At 72.8% G+C, this 15,458-nt stretch carries 14 protein-coding genes; 11 read left to right on the top strand and 3 right to left on the bottom strand.

Annotated features, from left to right (window positions below; genetic code table 11):
* Positions 1-51: 51 nt before the first annotated feature.
* The gene (gene leuC / locus AC3WT4_RS03555) at positions 52-1,533 is read left to right on the top strand and encodes a 3-isopropylmalate dehydratase large subunit (protein ID WP_074809932.1); all 1,482 of its coding nucleotides are present in this window, start codon (positions 52-54) and stop codon (positions 1,531-1,533) included.
* 56 nt (positions 1,534-1,589) lie between these two features.
* Positions 1,590-2,225, top strand: a complete 636-nt coding sequence (leuD, locus tag AC3WT4_RS03550; protein ID WP_074809827.1) for a 3-isopropylmalate dehydratase small subunit — start codon at positions 1,590-1,592, stop codon at positions 2,223-2,225.
* Between the two features lie 204 nt (positions 2,226-2,429).
* On the opposite strand, the gene AC3WT4_RS03545 is transcribed toward leuD, so the two are convergent.
* The 3 genes from AC3WT4_RS03545 to AC3WT4_RS03535 all read right to left on the bottom strand — a co-directional run bounded on the left by AC3WT4_RS03545 (position 2,430) and on the right by AC3WT4_RS03535 (position 5,773).
* Positions 2,430-3,335, bottom strand: a complete 906-nt coding sequence (locus tag AC3WT4_RS03545) for an LLM class flavin-dependent oxidoreductase (RefSeq protein WP_492314732.1) — start codon at positions 3,333-3,335, stop codon at positions 2,430-2,432.
* 107 nt (positions 3,336-3,442) lie between these two features.
* On the bottom strand, positions 3,443-4,750 hold the full coding sequence (locus AC3WT4_RS03540; protein ID WP_043653653.1) for a hemolysin family protein: 1,308 nt from the start codon (positions 4,748-4,750) through the stop codon (positions 3,443-3,445).
* A gap of 36 nt (positions 4,751-4,786) precedes the next feature.
* On the bottom strand, positions 4,787-5,773 hold the full coding sequence (locus tag AC3WT4_RS03535; RefSeq protein ID WP_492314731.1) for a DUF808 domain-containing protein: 987 nt from the start codon (positions 5,771-5,773) through the stop codon (positions 4,787-4,789).
* A 260-nt stretch (positions 5,774-6,033) separates the two neighbouring features.
* Between AC3WT4_RS03535 and lpdA the strand changes: the two genes are divergently transcribed.
* The 9 genes from lpdA to AC3WT4_RS03490 all read left to right on the top strand — a co-directional run bounded on the left by lpdA (position 6,034) and on the right by AC3WT4_RS03490 (position 15,447).
* The gene (gene lpdA, locus AC3WT4_RS03530; protein WP_074809824.1) at positions 6,034-7,440 is read left to right on the top strand and encodes a dihydrolipoyl dehydrogenase; all 1,407 of its coding nucleotides are present in this window, start codon (positions 6,034-6,036) and stop codon (positions 7,438-7,440) included.
* Between the two features lie 206 nt (positions 7,441-7,646).
* Positions 7,647-7,862, top strand: a complete 216-nt coding sequence (locus AC3WT4_RS03525) for a hypervirulence associated TUDOR domain-containing protein (RefSeq protein ID WP_074809823.1) — start codon at positions 7,647-7,649, stop codon at positions 7,860-7,862.
* Between the two features lie 133 nt (positions 7,863-7,995).
* On the top strand, positions 7,996-8,886 hold the full coding sequence (locus AC3WT4_RS03520) for an SDR family oxidoreductase (RefSeq protein ID WP_492314730.1): 891 nt from the start codon (positions 7,996-7,998) through the stop codon (positions 8,884-8,886).
* A 110-nt stretch (positions 8,887-8,996) separates the two neighbouring features.
* Positions 8,997-10,037, top strand: a complete 1,041-nt coding sequence (locus AC3WT4_RS03515; protein WP_074809821.1) for an adenosine deaminase — start codon at positions 8,997-8,999, stop codon at positions 10,035-10,037.
* A gap of 350 nt (positions 10,038-10,387) precedes the next feature.
* Entirely contained in the window at positions 10,388-11,704 is a 1,317-nt protein-coding gene (gene murA, locus AC3WT4_RS03510) for a UDP-N-acetylglucosamine 1-carboxyvinyltransferase (RefSeq protein WP_021481138.1), read from the top strand.
* A gap of 81 nt (positions 11,705-11,785) precedes the next feature.
* Complete coding sequence (locus AC3WT4_RS03505) at positions 11,786-13,066, top strand: sensor histidine kinase (protein ID WP_492314729.1); 1,281 nt, start codon at positions 11,786-11,788, stop codon at positions 13,064-13,066.
* Complete coding sequence (locus AC3WT4_RS03500; RefSeq protein WP_043654878.1) at positions 13,063-13,668, top strand: response regulator transcription factor; 606 nt, start codon at positions 13,063-13,065, stop codon at positions 13,666-13,668. Before AC3WT4_RS03505 ends, AC3WT4_RS03500 begins: the two co-directional genes overlap by 4 nt.
* A gap of 31 nt (positions 13,669-13,699) precedes the next feature.
* Positions 13,700-14,425 carry a lysophospholipid acyltransferase family protein gene (locus AC3WT4_RS03495; protein WP_209829723.1) on the top strand — a complete coding sequence of 242 codons (726 nt, stop codon included), beginning with the start codon at positions 13,700-13,702 and terminating at the stop codon, positions 14,423-14,425.
* Positions 14,422-15,447: an NAD(P)H-dependent glycerol-3-phosphate dehydrogenase gene (locus AC3WT4_RS03490; RefSeq protein ID WP_492314728.1), complete on the top strand. Its 1,026-nt coding sequence runs from the start codon at positions 14,422-14,424 to the stop codon at positions 15,445-15,447. The genes AC3WT4_RS03495 and AC3WT4_RS03490 overlap by 4 nt, the downstream gene beginning before the upstream one ends.
* Positions 15,448-15,458: the final 11 nt, after the last annotated feature.

The following is a 15,458-nucleotide window of genomic DNA, read 5'->3' as shown; positions in this document are numbered from 1 at the left end:
CTCTCCGTACCCCCCAGGAGGACCGTGACAGACGACGAGGAGATGAGCTACATGGCCGGCACGCTGGCGGAGAAGGTCTGGGACGCGCACCTGGTGCGACGAGGCACCGACGGGTCGCCCGACCTCCTCTACATCGACCTCCACCTCGTGCACGAGGTCACCAGCCCCCAGGCGTTCGAGGGGCTGCGCCTCGCGGGCCGCCCGGTCCGCCGCCCCGACCTCACCATCGCGACCGAGGACCACAACACCCCGACGCTCGACATCGACCTGCCGATCGCGGACCTCACGAGCCGCACGCAGATCGACACGCTGCGCAACAACGCGCGCGAGTTCGGCGTCCGCATCCACTCGCTCGGCGACGCCGACCAGGGCATCGTGCACCAGGTCGGGCCGCAGCTCGGGCTCACCATGCCCGGCCTGACGGTCGTGTGCGGCGACTCGCACACCTCGACGCACGGCGCGTTCGGCGCGCTGGCGTTCGGCATCGGCACGTCCGAGGTCGAGCACGTGCTCGCCACGCAGACGCTCCCGCTCGCCCCGTTCAAGACCATGGCGATCAACGTCGACGGCGAGCTGCCGCCCGGCGCCACGAGCAAGGACATCATCCTCGCGATCATCGCCAAGATCGGGACCGGCGGCGGCCAGGGCTACGTCCTGGAGTACCGCGGCGAGGCCATCCGCAAGCTCTCCATGGAGGCGCGGATGACGATCTGCAACATGTCGATCGAGGCGGGCGCGCGCGCCGGCATGATCGCCCCGGACGACACGACGTTCGAGTACCTCAAGGGCCGCCCGCACGCGCCCGAGGGCGCCGACTGGGACGCGGCCGTCGAGTACTGGCGCACGCTGCGCTCCGACGACGACGCCGTGTTCGACACCGAGGTCACGCTCCGCGCGTCCGACCTCGAGCCCTTCGTCACGTGGGGCACCAACCCCGGCCAGGGCCTGCCCATCTCCGCGACCGTGCCCGTCCCCGAGCAGATCGCGGACGAGAACGAGCGCGTCGCCGCCGAGCGCGCGATCGAGTACATGGGCCTCACGCCGGGCCAGCCGCTGCGCGAGATCCCCGTCGACACCGTGTTCATCGGGTCGTGCACCAACGGCCGCATCGAGGACCTGCGCTCGGTCGCGAAGGTCGTGCAGGGCAAGAAGAAGGCCGACGGCGTCCGCGTCCTCGTCGTCCCGGCGTCCGCACGCGTGCGCCTCCAGGCCGAGGCCGAGGGCCTCGACCAGATCTTCCTCGACTTCGGCGCGGAGTGGCGCAACGCCGGCTGCTCGATGTGCCTCGGCATGAACCCCGACCAGCTCCAGCCGGGCGAGCGCGCCGCCTCGACGTCGAACCGCAACTTCGAGGGGCGCCAGGGCAAGGGCGGCCGCACCCACCTCGTGTCGCCGCTCGTCGCCGCGGCCACCGCGCTGCGGGGCACGCTGTCGTCGCTCAGCGACCTCGACCTGCCCGAGGGCACCGACATCACGTCCTTCGACGGCACGCCGCTCGCGCCGCTCGACCCGCGCGTCCTCGTGCAGGTCTGAGCCCGCCGCACCGCGCCGCCCACCCGTCGCCCCGAAGACCCGAAGAGGTTCCCGCCATGGAGAAGTTCACGACCCACACCGGCGTCGGCGTCCCGCTGCGCCGCAGCAACGTCGACACCGACCAGATCATCCCCGCCGTCTACCTCAAGCGCGTGACGCGCACCGGGTTCGAGGACGCGCTGTTCGCCGCGTGGCGCGGCGACCCCACGTTCGTCCTCAACCAGGACGCCTACCGCGCGGGCTCCGTGCTCGTCGCCGGCCCCGACTTCGGCACGGGCTCGTCGCGCGAGCACGCCGTCTGGGCGCTCAAGGACTACGGCTTCCGCGTCGTCCTCGCGTCCCGCTTCGCCGACATCTTCCGCGGCAACTCCGGCAAGCAGGGCCTCGTCGCGGGCATCGTCGCGCAGGAGGACGTCGAGCTCCTGTGGAAGATCCTCGAGACCAACCCGGGCACCGAGGTGACCGTCGACCTGGTCGCCCGCACCGCGTCGGCGCTCGACGTCACCGTGCCGTTCCAGATCGACGACTACACGCGCTGGCGCCTCATGGAGGGTCTCGACGACATCGGCCTCACGCTCCAGCACGCGGACGAGATCTCCGCGTTCGAGGCGACGCGCGCGTCGTGGCGGCCGAAGACGCTGCCGGCGAAGACGCTGCCCAAGGTCGAGATCGAGGCGGCGCGGCCGGTCTGATTCTTCGGGTCTGTGGTCGTGGTCGGGGGGCGGGGCCTGCGGAGGTGACGACGGGTCTACCATCCGCAGGGCTCGTCCCTCGCCCTGCTCCCGCCAGGCCCGCCACGACCCGTCGTCACCTCCGCAGACCCCACCCGCTGTCGACCCACCGACACCAGGGCACCCCGTGGCGGCTTCAGCGCGCCCCTCGCCGCGCGGATGGCGTCAAGGACGCGGGGGCCCGGCGCTGATCGCGGCGAGCAACGAGTTCGGGGTCGCGGTCTCGGGGTTCCACCGGGACTCGACCCACCAGGTCGCTCCGGCGTCGGCGAGGCCCGCGAGCTGGTCGGCCGCCGCGGAGCGGTCCGCCGGGAGCTCGCCCTGGACGACGACGTCGAACGGCCGGGCCGCGTCGAGGCCCAGCTCGGCGCGGCGTGCGGTGAGCCACGCGACGAGGGCGGAGACGTCGTCGGGCGTGGGCACGTCGAAGCCGCGGTCGCCGCGGAGCTGGAGCACGATCCCGTCGGCGCGCAGGGTGCGGTCGAGCGAGCGCACCGGCGGGCGCTCGGCGTCCCACACGCCGACCGGCCACACCGGCACGTGGTGGCCGACGACGGGGCGCTCTACCGGCTGCGGCAGGAACTGCATCTCCCCGGTCCGCATGTGCGTGCCCTCGAACGTGAACCGCTCGCCGGTCCATGCGCGGTCGAGGTAGGCGAGCGCGTCGTCGAGCAGCTCGGCCCGCTCACGCAGCGACTGCGGCTGACCCGGCACCGCGGAGAACCCGCCGTCGTCGAGCACGCCGACGCCGACCGGCAGCACGAGGCGGCCGCCCGACAGGTGGTCGACCGTCAGCGCCTGGCGCACCACCTCCCACGGCTTGCGGCGGGGTAGCGCGAAGACCATCGCGCCCAGCGTGATCCGCTCGGTCCGGACCGCCGCCGCCGCGAGCACCGCCCACGGGTCGAACGTGTCGACCGGCATGGACAGCAGGCTCAGACCGTCCCACGAGAAGAACCCGTCCCAGCCGGCGTCCTCCGCACCGACCGCCATCTCCAGCACCTGGGCGGCAGAGCCGAAGCTCCCGACCACCCCGACCTTGATCCCTGTCCCCGTCGTCGCTGCGCTCATCCATCGGACGCTACGCGCCCCCACCCACACCCCTGAATGCAGGAAACAGTCGCGTCCGAGGTGTCGGGACGCGACTGTTTCCTGCACTCAGCGTCGTGCGCTCGCGGTCAGGGGAGCGGCACGACGTCGACGCGCACGATGCGGCGCCGCGCGACGTCGGTCACCGTGAGGCGGTGGCCGTCCGCGTCGACGTGGTCGCCCACGACGGCGAGGCGTCCGAGCTGCGCCAGGACGAAGCCGGCGACGGTCTCGTACGGGCCGTCGGGCAGCTCGACGCCCGTGCGGCGGGCGAACTCCTCGATCGTCTGGCCGGCGTCGACGCTCGTCGTCGCGCCGTGCTCGCGCGCGGGCGACGGCTCGTCGGCGTCGTACTCGTCGCGGATGTCACCCACGAGCTCCTCGACGAGGTCCTCGAGCGTGACGATCCCGTCGGTGCCGCCGTACTCGTCGACGACGACGGCGATGTGCACGCCCTCGCGCCGCATCTGCGACATGGCGGGCAGCACGGTGTTCGTCGCGGGCAGCGCGAGGATGGGCCGCACGACGTCGCGCACGGTGAGGGCGCGCCCCGTCGTCGGGTCCGTCGGCGGGTGGTCGGGGCAGTCCCGGCCGAGGAGGTCGCGCACGTGGAGGAAGCCGACGACGTCGTCGAAGTCGTCGCCCGTCACCGGGTAGCGCGAGTACGGGCCCGCCGCGACCGTCTCGGCGGCGTCCGCGAGGGGGGTGTCGGCCGCGAGGAAGGCGACCTCTCCGCGCGGCGTCATCGCCTCGGCGAGCGAGCGGTCGCCCGCCGCGAACACGTCGTCGAGGATGCGGCGCTCGTCCTCGGGCAGCGACTCGTGCGCGAGCACGATCTCGCGCAGCTCCTCCTCGCTCATCTCCTCGCTGCGCGCCGAGGGGTCGCCGCCGAGCAGCCGCACGACGCCGTCGGTCGAGCGCGACAGCAGCCAGATGACGGGCCGCATGAGGGTCGCGAACCGGTCCAGGGGTGGGGCGACGACGAGCGCGACGCCCGCCGAGCGCTGGAGCGCGATGCGCTTGGGCACGAGCTCGCCGAGCACCAGGGAGAGGTAGGCGATGACGAGCGTGAGCCCCACGAGCGCGACGGTGTCCGCGAGCCCGCTCGACAGCCCCAGGTCCTCGAGCGCGGGCGCGAGGTCCGGCGCGAGCGTCGACGCGCCGTACGCGGCCGAGAAGAAGCCCGCCACGGTGACGCCGATCTGCACCGCCGCGAGGAAGCGGTTGGGGTCGCGCGCGACCGCCGCGACCCGGGCGCCGCGCGCCGACTGCTTCTCGATACGGGCGACCTGGCTCTCGCGCAGCGAGACGAGCGCGATCTCGGTCCCGGCGAAGACGCCGCCGACGAGGATGAAGAGCAGGACGAGGCCGATGTTGGTCCAGGTGCCGGAGTCCATGCCTCATCCAACCAGGCCGCTCGGCCCGGCGTGGGCTCAGCCGGCGGTCGGTGCCGGGCCGTCCGGCGTCGTCGGCTCGGTCGCGGCGGGCTCGCCGTGCTTGCGGCGCGGGATCAGGTGCGCCACGAGGACCACGATGCCGCCGACCACGATCCCGACGACGGCGGAGCACGCCGTGTTGACGAGCCAGCCGAGGAACCCGCCCACGCCCGCGACCCCGGTCACCGCGTGCTCGAGGTGGTGCACGACGTCGTACGGGCCGTGCCAGCCGAGGTCGTACGTGCCCTGGAGCAGGATGTGCCCGCCCACCCAGAGCATCGCGACGATCCCGACGATCGAGATGACGGACATGACCTTCGGCATCGCGCCCACGAGCCCGCGCCCGAACGACTGGACCCACGGCGTGTCACGCTTCGCGAGGTGCAGGCCGATGTCGTCCATCTTCACGATGAGCGCCACGACGCCGTACACGAGGACCGTGATGAGGATCGCGACGATCACGAGGATGATCAGACGCGACCAGAAGTTCTCCGACGCGACCTCGTTGAGCGCGATGACCATGATCTCCGCGCTGAGGATGAAGTCGGTGCGGACCGCGCTCGACACCACCGAGTCCTCGTCGACCGCCTTCTTCTCCGTCTTCGTCTCGACCTCGGCGTGGTGGCGCCCCGAGACGAGCTCCCACAGCTTCTCCGCGCCCTCGAACGCGAGGTACGTGCCGCCCAGCATGAGCAGCGGCGTGAGCAGGAAGGGCAGGAACTGGCTCAGCAGCAGGATCGCCGGGAGGATGAAGAGCAGCTTGTTGCGCAGCGACCCCGTCGCGATGCGCTTGATGACCGGCAGCTCGCGCTTGGCCGCCAGGCCCTCGACGTAGCGGGGCGTGACGGCGGTGTCGTCGATGACGACGCCCGTCGCCTTCGCGCTCGCACGCCCGGCGGCGGCGCCGACGTCGTCGATCGAGGCGGCCGCGAGCTTGGCGAACGCCGCGATGTCGTCCAGGAGGGCAGCGAGTCCGAAAGCCATGGGTGGGTGCTCCGTGCGCCGGCCCGTGTCGCCGCGCACGGGCCGCTGGTCGAGTGGACGCGGCCGCAGCATCGTAGCGACCCCGCCCCCACCACGCGTCGCTGGACCGCACCCGCCGGCGCTGGGGCGCCGAGCACGGGACCGGCGACCGGATCGAGGCGATTCCGGTCGCCCACCCCGTGCTCGGCGCCCCGGCGGTGTGGCGGACGTCGCGCACGCGGGCGCGCCACGGCCGATGCTGCGCCAGTAGGCTTGAGGCCATGGCATCCCACTACGACGTCGTCGTCCTCGGTGCAGGTCCCGGTGGTTACGTGGCCGCGATCCGTGCAGCCCAGCTGGGTCTGTCGGTCGCGGTCGTGGAGGAGAAGTACTGGGGTGGGGTGTGCCTCAACGTGGGCTGCATCCCGTCCAAGGCGCTCCTGCGCAACGCCGAGCTCGCGCACATCTTCCAGCACGACGCGAAGACCTTCGGCATCTCCGGAGAGGTCAGCTTCGACTTCGGCGCGGCGTTCGACCGCTCGCGCACCGTCGCGGAGGGGCGCGTCAAGGGCGTGCACTTCCTCATGAAGAAGAACAAGATCACCGAGTACGACGGCCGCGGCACGTTCCGCGACGCGCACACGCTCGACGTGAAGCTCGCCGACGGCTCGACCGACCAGGTGACGTTCGACAACGTCATCATCGCGACCGGCTCGAAGGTGCGCCTGCTCCCGGGCGTCGAGCTGTCCGAGAACGTCGTCACGTACGAGAAGCAGATCCTCACCCGCGACCTGCCGCGCTCCATCGCCATCGTCGGCGCGGGCGCGATCGGCATGGAGTTCGCCTACGTCCTCAAGAACTACGGCGTGGACGTGACGATCATCGAGTTCCTCGACCGCGCGCTGCCCAACGAGGACGCCGACGTGTCGAAGGAGATCGCCAAGCAGTACAAGAAGCTCGGCGTCAACCTGCTCACCTCGACCGCCGTCCAGACGGTCAAGGACAACGGCGCCGACGGCGTCACCGTCAGCTACAAGGGCGTCAAGGACGACAAGCCGGGCGAGCTCGTCGTCGACAAGGTCCTCATGGCCGTCGGCTTCGCACCGAACGTCGAGGGCTTCGGCCTCGAGAACACCGGCGTCCAGCTCACCGAGCGCGGCGCCATCGCGATCGACGACGTCATGCGCACCAACGTCGAGCACATCTACGCCATCGGCGACGTCACCGCGAAGCTCATGCTCGCGCACGTCGCGGAGGCGCAGGGCGTCGTCGCGGCCGAGACCATCGGCGGCGCCGAGACGCTCACGCTCGGCGACTACCGCATGATGCCGCGCGCGACGTTCTGCCAGCCGCAGGTCGCGAGCTTCGGCCTCACCGAGCAGCAGGCGCGCGACGAGGGCTACCAGGTCAAGGTCGCGTCGTTCCCGTTCATGGCGAACGGCAAGGCGCACGGCCTCGGGGACCCGGTCGGCTTCGTCAAGCTCATCTCCGACGAGACCTACGGCGAGCTCCTCGGCGGCCACCTCATCGGCCCCGACGTCTCCGAGATGCTGCCCGAGCTCACGCTCGCGCAGAAGTGGGACCTCACGGTCAACGAGGTGGCGCGCAACGTGCACACCCACCCGACGCTGTCCGAGGCCGTCCAGGAGTCGATCCACGGCCTCGCGGGGCACATGATCAACTTCTGACCGGGCGGTCGCCCGGTCGGGCGGCCACTGGTGCCGAGGCCCGGACCTGCGCTCCGCAGGTCCGGGCCTTCGTGCGTCCCGCCGCGGGCCGACGACGTACCGGCGGCCGAGCGTCCCGGTGCCCCGGGGGGCGTGCCCACCGGGACGTGCCGCCGCGGGCGCTCGGCCCCGCTGCGAGGGCCGTCAGCACGGCGCACAGTTGTCCCATGAGCGAGCAGAGGTTCGGCACGGGCGACGACGTGACCTGGTCGAGCCACGGGCACACCGTGCACGGCGAGGTGGTCGAGAAGATCACGGAGGACACGGAGGCAGCAGGCCGGACCGTCCGCGCGTCGGACGACGACCCGCAGTACCGCGTCCGGAGCGACGCGAGCGGCAAGGACGCCGTGCACAAGCCGTCCGCGCTGCGCGACGACTCCTGAGCGGCCGTCCGCCGTCCGCCGTCGCGGTTCTCCGCAGCCCGGGCGCCGGGCGTCCCGCAGGCGGCGCGCTGCGAGCGCGCGCGGACGCCCTCATGCTGGACGTTCCGCCGAACGACGACAGGGGAGTTGCCACATGTCCGACCAGACCACGCCGCAGGACCCCACGACGCAGGAGCCGCAGCCGGAGCAGCCCGCGGACCAGCTCCAGCCGCCGGGACGCACGGGCGACATGTCGCAGGAGCCGGACCACGGGGAGACCACCTACCGGGGGTCGGGCCGGCTCGACGGGAAGCGGGCGCTGATCACCGGCGGCGACTCGGGGATCGGCCGGGCGGTCGCGATCGCGTTCGCGCGCGAGGGCGCGGACGTCGCGATCTCGTACCTCCCGGAAGAGGAGGAGGACGCCCGCACGACGGCCCGGTGGGTCGAGGACGCGGGCCGCACGGCCGTGCTGCTGCCCGGCGACATCCGCGACGAGGAGTTCTGCCGGCAGCTCGTCGCGGACGCCGTCGCGGGCCTCGGCGGGCTCGACGTGCTGGTGAACAACGCCGCGTACCAGATGGCGCAGGACGAGGGCCTGCGGGGGATCACGACCGAGCAGCTCGACCGCGTCTGCAAGACCAACGTCTACGCGCTGTTCTGGATCACGCAGGCGGCGCTGGACCACCTGCCCCGCGGCGGCACGATCATCAACACCACCTCCGTGCAGGCGTTCGACCCGAGCCCTCCGCTGCTCGACTACGCCACCACCAAGGCGGCGATCCTCAACTTCACCAAGGGGCTGGCGCAGCAGCTCGCGCCCGAGGGCATCCGCGTCAACGCCGTGGCGCCCGGGCCGATCTGGACGCCCCTCATCCCGGCCACGATGCCGGAGGAGAAGGTCGAGCAGTTCGGCGCCGACACGCCGCTCGGCCGCGCCGGGCAGCCCGCCGAGCTCGCGCCGGCGTACGTGTTCTTCGCCTCGCAGGAGTCGAGCTACATCACGGGCGACCGCATCGGCGTGACCGGCGGCCGGCTGCTCTGACGGCGCTCGTCCCCGGCGCGACCAGGCGGCGGCCACCCACCCGGGTGCGCCGCCGTCGTCGTGCCTGGGAGAAGATGGTCCCGGGGGACACCGACCCGAGAAGGAGACCCATGCCCGCGCCCACGACGCCCACCCGCGAGTTCGTCACCGGCCTGCCGAAGGCCGAGCTGCACCTGCACCTGGAGGGCACGCTCGAGCCCGACCTCAAGCTGCGCCTCGCGCAGCGCAACGGCATCGACATCGGCCAGTCGACGGTGGAGGAGGTGCGCGCGACGTACGCGTTCGACTCCCTGACGAGCTTCCTCGCCGTGTACTACCCCGCGATGGAGGTGCTGCAGACCGCGGACGACTTCTACGAGCTCGCCGACGCCTACCTCGCGCGCGCGGCGGCGGACGGCGTGAAGCACGCCGAGATGTTCTTCGACCCGCAGGCGCACACGTCGCGCGGCGTGCCGTTCGAGGCGGTCGTGACCGGGTACCACCGCGCCGCGGCCGAGGCGCCGAGCAAGCACGGCATCGACGCGCACCTCATCCTGTGCTTCCTGCGCGACCACTCCGCGCAGAGCGCGGCCGAGACGCTCGAGGCGTCGGTGCCGTTCCGCGACAAGATCCTGGGCGTCGGGCTCGACTCCGACGAGCGTGACAACCCGCCGCAGAAGTTCGCCGACGTGTTCGCGCGCGCCCGTGAGCTCGGCTACCGGCTGACGATGCACTGCGACATCGACCAGGTCGGCAGCATCGACAACATCCGGACCGTGCTCGACGAGATCGGCGTGGACCGCGTGGACCACGGCACGAACGTCGTGGAGGACCCGGCGCTCGTCGACGTCGTGCGCGAGCGCGGGCTGGGCCTCACCACCTGCCCGATCTCGAACTCGTTCGTGACCGACGACATGAAGGCGACCGAGATCGCGGGCCTGCTGCGCTCGGGCGTGCGCGTCACCGTGAACTCCGACGACCCGGCGTACTTCGGCGGCTACGTGGCAGAGAACTACGTCGCGCTCGCGGAGGCGGCCGGTCTCACGACGGAGGAGGTCGTGCAGCTCGCGAGGAACTCGTTCGAGGCGTCGTGGCTGGGCGACTCGCAGCGCGCGGCCTACCTCGCCGAGATCGACCGGTACGTCGCGGCGTTCGACGCGACCGCCGTCTGACCCGGCCACCCACCCCGCCGAGGCAGAGCCCCGGTCCGCCGAGGTAGAGCCCCGTCCGCCGAGGGAAAGGTGTGGTCACGACCACGCCTCTCCCTCGCGCGACCGGGGCTCTACCTCGCGGTTCTGGGCGCTCGTCCCGCGGGGACGTACCGGGGAGTAACGTGTCGGGGACGGCCGCCGCCGTCGGCTCGGCGGCGAGCACCCCCGCAGGGGGTGAATAATCTCCGGGTGCCGCACGTTGGCACGCACGGGACCCGCGCGCGCGGAACGGCCGTCCGCGGCCCCGCACGCGGGCCCCTGCCCGCAGGGGCACCACGACCACCGGCTTGGCGAGAGGGCGACCAGAGCTCATGAAGGATGTGCTGTACGTCGACGGCGGGACCCCGCTGGACGGGACGATCACCGTGCGCGGCGCGAAGAACTTCGTGTCGAAGGCGATGGTGGCGTCGTTGCTGGGGGAGTCGCCGAGCGTGCTGCGCAACGTGCCGCAGATCCGCGACGTCGGCGTCGTGACGGGGCTGCTGGAGCTGCACGGCGTGACCGTGAAGTCCGACCCGGACGCGGGGATCCTCGACCTGGACCCGTCGAACGTCGAGTCGGCGCACGTCGCGGACATCGACGCGCACGCGGGCTCGAGCCGCATCCCCATCCTGTTCTGCGGCCCGCTGCTGCACCGTCTCGGTGAGGCGTTCATCCCCGACCTGGGCGGCTGCCGGATCGGCGACCGGCCGATCAACTACCACCTGGACATCCTGCGCCAGTTCGGCGCGGTGGTGGACAAGCGGGAGAACGGCATCCACATCCGCGCCCCGCGCCGCCTCCAGGGCACGAAGATCGCGCTGCCGTACCCGTCCGTGGGCGCGACCGAGCAGCTCCTGCTGACGGCCGTGCGCGCCGAGGGCATCACGGAGCTCGCGAACGCCGCGATCGAGCCCGAGATCATGGACCTCATCGCGGTGCTCCAGAAGATGGGCGCGATCATCTCGGTCGACACCGACCGCGTGATCCGCATCGAGGGCGTCGACCGCCTCGACGGCTACACGCACACCGCGCTCGGCGACCGCATCGAGGCGGCCTCGTGGGCGTCGGCCGCGCTGGCGACGGGCGGCGACATCACGGTCAAGGGCGCGACGCAGCCCGAGATGATGATGTTCCTCAACACGTTCCGGAAGGTCGGCGGCCGGTTCGACGTCCAGGACGACGGCATCCGGTTCTGGCACCCGGGCGGCGACCTGTCGCCGATCGTGCTGGAGACGGACGTGCACCCGGGCTTCATGACGGACTGGCAGCAGCCGCTCGTCGTCGCGCTCACGCAGGCGAAGGGCCTGTCGATCGTGCACGAGACGGTCTACGAGAACCGCTTCGGCTTCACGGACGCGCTGCGCGGCATGGGCGCGACCATCCAGGTCTACAAGGAGTGCCTGGGCGGGCGCGACTGCCGGTTCGGGCAGCGCAACTTCCACCACTCCGCGGTCATCTCGGGCCCGACGCCGCTCACCGCGGCCGACATCGAGGTGCCCGACCTGCGCGGCGGCTTCTCCCACCTCATCGCCGCGCTCGCCGCGAAGGGCACGTCGACGGTGCGCGGCATCAGCCTCATCGACCGCGGCTACGAGAACTTCCAGGACAAGCTGGTCGCGCTCGGCGCGGACGTCCGCCGGGACTGACGCCGCCGCGGGTGCCCTGGGCACCCACCTCATGACGACTGTCACGGCCTCGCACGCGGTCCGCGTGCGAGGCTGGGCGTCGTGATCACCCGACCGCGCACGTTCCTCGACGTGTGGAGCCGTCGGACCGGCCCCGAGCGGTTCGACTCCTACACCCGATGGTCGCTCTACTTCCTCTCGGGGACCGAGCCGTTCCTCGCGCTGGCCCTCATCGGGAGCGACCGGACGTTCGAGCCGTCGGTGGCGCGGTTCTGGCTGCCGCTCGTCCTCGTGCACACGGTGGTCTGCCTCCTGACGCTGCGCGCCGGGATCGGGCACTTCCTCGGGGGGCGCCGCGTCCACCCGGTGCTGCTCACGCTCCTCGGGGTTCTCTCGCTCGCGGTCGCCGCGCTCGCCGTCGGCACCTTCCCCGTGGACGGCGCCGACGACGTCGCCGCGAGCGGTCGCTACTACGCGATGCTCATGGGGCTCGGTTTCGGGGTGCTCGCGCTCGTGCCCCTGCTCACCTTCCGGCGGATCGCGCTCGTCGCGCTCGTCCTCGGCGCCGTCACCGGGTGCTCCGTGTGGGTCGGCACCGGGCCCTTGACCGCGACCACCGTGGGCATGGCGGTGGGCCTCGGCCTCTCGGTCCTCATCATGCTGCTCGGCGTCTTCGGCTCGTACCGCGCCTCGGTCTGGATGCTCGGCGTCGTGTGGGAGCAGGAGCGCACGCGCGTGCTCCACGCCCGCCTCGCCGTCGCCGAGGAGCGGCTGCGGTTCTCGCGCGACCTGCACGACGTCTTCGGGCGCACCCTGTCCGTGGTCGCCGTGAAGAGCGAGCTCGCCGCGGAGCTCGCGGCCCGCGGCCGTCCCGGCGCGGAGGAGCAGATGCTCGAGGTCCGCCGCATCGCGCAGGACGCGCTGCGCGAGGTGCGCGCCGTCGTCGCGGGCTACCGCACGGCCGACCTGGGCGCCGAGCTGGCCGGCGCGCGGTCCGTCCTGCGGTCCGCCGGGATCGAGACGACCGTGCACGGCGACGAGACCCCCGTCGGCGAGGACGCGCAGGAGGCCCTCGCGTGGGCGGTCCGGGAGGCCGTCACGAACGTCGTGCGCCACTCCACCGCGCGCACGTGCATCATCACCGTCCACCGCGACGGCGCATGGAGCGTCGTGGAGGTCGTCAACGACGGCGTCCCCACGACGCCGCGCACCGGCGGCGGGTCGGGCCTCGTCGGGCTCCGCGAACGGCTGGAGGGCGCCGGCGGTCGCCTCGAGACGTGGGTCGACGACGGCCGCTTCGGGCTCGTGGCCCGCGTGCCCGACGCCACCCGGCCCCACCGCTCGTCCCCGTCCCCGCTCCCCGAGAGGACCACCCCGGCGTGATCCGCATCCTCCTCGCCGACGACGAGAACCTCATCCGCGACGCCGTCGCGTCGCTCCTCGCGCTCGAGGACGACCTCGAGATCGTGGCGCAGGCGGCGTCCGGCCCCGAGGCCGTCGCCGCCGCGCTCAAGCTCCGGCCCGACGTCGCCGTGCTCGACCTCCAGATGCCGGGGCTCGACGGCGTCGAGGTCGCGCAGCGGCTCGCCGGCGAGCTGCCGTCGTGCGGCGTCGTCATCGTCACGAGCCACGGCCGCCCGGGCTACCTCAAGCGCGCGCTCGAGGCGGGGGCGCGGGGCTTCCTGCCGAAGACCGTCTCGGCGCGCGTCCTCGCGGACGTCGTGCGCCAGGTGCGCGACGGCGGCCGGTACGTGGACCCGGAGCTCGCCGCCGAGGCGATCGCCGCGGGCGCGAGCCCGCTCACGCCGCGCGAGGCCGACGTGCTCGAGCTCGCCGCCGACGGCGCCCCCGTCGAGGAGATCGCGACGCGCGCCCACCTCGCGCCCGGCACGGTGCGCAACTACCTCTCGTCCGCGGCGGCCAAGCTGGGCGCCGCGAACCGGCACGAGGCCGCGCACGCCGCACGGCGGCACGGCTGGATCTGAGGGCGGGCTCCGCCCGGTAGGCTCGGTGACCGTGCCGAGCCAGCCCCAGACCCCGCGCGCGTACAAGACCCTGGCGTTCCTGCTGCGCCCGATCCTGTTCGCGATCACCCGACGCGACTGGCGGGGTGCCGAGAACCTGCCCGACGGCGGGTTCATCGCCGCGGCGAACCACGTCACCGAGGTCGACCCGGTGACGCTCGCCCACTTCCTCTACGACCAGGGCCGCGCCCCCAAGATCACGGCGAAGGCCTCGCTCTGGAAGGTGCCCGTGCTCGGCGGCCTCCTCACCCGCACCGGGATGATCCCCGTGCACCGCGGGACCGCGGGCGCCGCGCAGTCGCTCGTGGACTCCACCGCGCGGCTCGACGAGGGCGAGTGCGTCGTGTTCTTCCCCGAGGGCACGCTCACGCGCGACCCGGACGGCTGGCCCATGGTCGGCAAGACGGGCGTCGCGCGCCTCGCGCTCACGAGCCGGGCTCCCGTCGTCCCCATCGCCCAGTGGGGCGCGCACCGGCTCCTGGCGCCCTACGGCAAGGTGTTCAAGCCGATCCCGCCCAAGCGGGTCGCGGTCCACGCCGGGCCGCCCGTCGACCTCTCCGACCTCTACGACCGTCCGCAGGACACCGCGACGCTGCGCGAGGCGACCGAGCGCATCATGGCCGCGATCACGAGCCAGCTCGAGGAGATCCGCGGGGAGCAGGCGCCCGCCGAGCGGTTCGACCTGCGCCGTCGGCCCGGGACGGAGGACCGCGCGTGAGCGCCGAGCGCATCGTCGCCACCGTCCTCGGGTCCGGCAGCTGGGGCACCACGTTCGCCGCCGTGCTGGCCGACGCCGGGTGCGAGGTGCGGCTCTGGGGCCGTGACGCGGAGGTCGCCGAGCAGGTGAACTCGGCCCGCCGCAACGAGAAGCGGCTGCCGGGCATCGACCTGCCGGAGGGCATCCGGGCCACGACCGACGCGGCCGAGGCGCTCGCGGGCGCCGGACTCGTCGTCGTCGCGGTGCCGTCCCAGGTCGCGCGCGACACGCTCACGGAGCTCCGCCCGCACGTGGCGCCCGACGCCGTCGCGGTGTCGCTCATGAAGGGCGTCGAGCTGAGCACCGACCGGCGCATGAGCGAGGTCGTCGCGGAGTCGCTCGGCCTGCCGCCCGAGCGCGTCGCCGTCGTCTCGGGGCCGAACCTCGCGCGCGAGATCGCGCACCGGCAGCCGACCGCGACCGTCGTGTCGTGCGTCGACGACGACGTAGCCCGCTACGTGGCGCGCGCGTGCTCGTCGTCGTACTTCCGCCCGTACACCAACCGCGACGTGGTCGGCGTCGAGCTGTGCGGCGCGGTGAAGAACGTCATCGCGCTCGCCGTCGGCATCGCCCAGGGCCGCGGCTTCGGCTACAACACGACGGCCACCGTCATCACCCGCGGCCTGGTCGAGATCACGCGCCTCGGGCTCGCGCTCGGCGCCGACGCCGAGACGTTCCCCGGCCTCGCGGGCATGGGCGACCTCGTCGCGACATGCTCGTCGCCGCTCTCGCGCAACCACACGCTCGGCAAGCACATCGGTCAGGGCCTGAGCCTCGACGACGCGATCGCCGCGACCGGCGGCACCGCGGAGGGCGTGAAGTCGTGCCGCTCGGTGCTCGAGCTCGCGCGCAAGGTCGGCGTCGACATGCCCATCACGGCAGGGGTCGTCGCGGTGCTCCACGAGGGCATGCCCGTCGACGAGATGGCGCGCGGCCTGCTGTCCCGGCCGCAGAAGGCCGAGGGCGTCGCGGCGGAGCGCTGAGGCCCTCGGCC

The sequence above is a fragment of the Cellulosimicrobium sp. EB106-03-01-XG111 genome (assembly GCF_058792115.1).
Note: the sequence above shows the minus strand (reverse complement) of the source record. Positions and strands in the feature narration are given on the sequence as shown.

What these genes read in the sequence shown, in the direction of transcription:
- leuD (WP_074809827.1), top strand. Translation starts at nt 1,590, where the DNA reads ATGGAGAAGTTCACGACCCACACCGGCGTCGGCGTCCCGCTGCGCCGC.
- AC3WT4_RS03545 (WP_492314732.1), bottom strand. Translation starts at nt 3,335, where the DNA reads ATGAGCGCAGCGACGACGGGGACAGGGATCAAGGTCGGGGTGGTCGGG.
- AC3WT4_RS03520 (WP_492314730.1), top strand. Translation starts at nt 7,996, where the DNA reads ATGTCCGACCAGACCACGCCGCAGGACCCCACGACGCAGGAGCCGCAG.
- murA (WP_021481138.1), top strand. Translation starts at nt 10,388, where the DNA reads ATGAAGGATGTGCTGTACGTCGACGGCGGGACCCCGCTGGACGGGACG.
- leuC (WP_074809932.1), top strand. Translation starts at nt 52, where the DNA reads ATGGCCGGCACGCTGGCGGAGAAGGTCTGGGACGCGCACCTGGTGCGA.
- lpdA (WP_074809824.1), top strand. Translation starts at nt 6,034, where the DNA reads ATGGCATCCCACTACGACGTCGTCGTCCTCGGTGCAGGTCCCGGTGGT.
- AC3WT4_RS03535 (WP_492314731.1), bottom strand. Translation starts at nt 5,773, where the DNA reads ATGGCTTTCGGACTCGCTGCCCTCCTGGACGACATCGCGGCGTTCGCC.
- AC3WT4_RS03515 (WP_074809821.1), top strand. Translation starts at nt 8,997, where the DNA reads ATGCCCGCGCCCACGACGCCCACCCGCGAGTTCGTCACCGGCCTGCCG.
- AC3WT4_RS03525 (WP_074809823.1), top strand. Translation starts at nt 7,647, where the DNA reads ATGAGCGAGCAGAGGTTCGGCACGGGCGACGACGTGACCTGGTCGAGC.
- AC3WT4_RS03540 (WP_043653653.1), bottom strand. Translation starts at nt 4,750, where the DNA reads ATGGACTCCGGCACCTGGACCAACATCGGCCTCGTCCTGCTCTTCATC.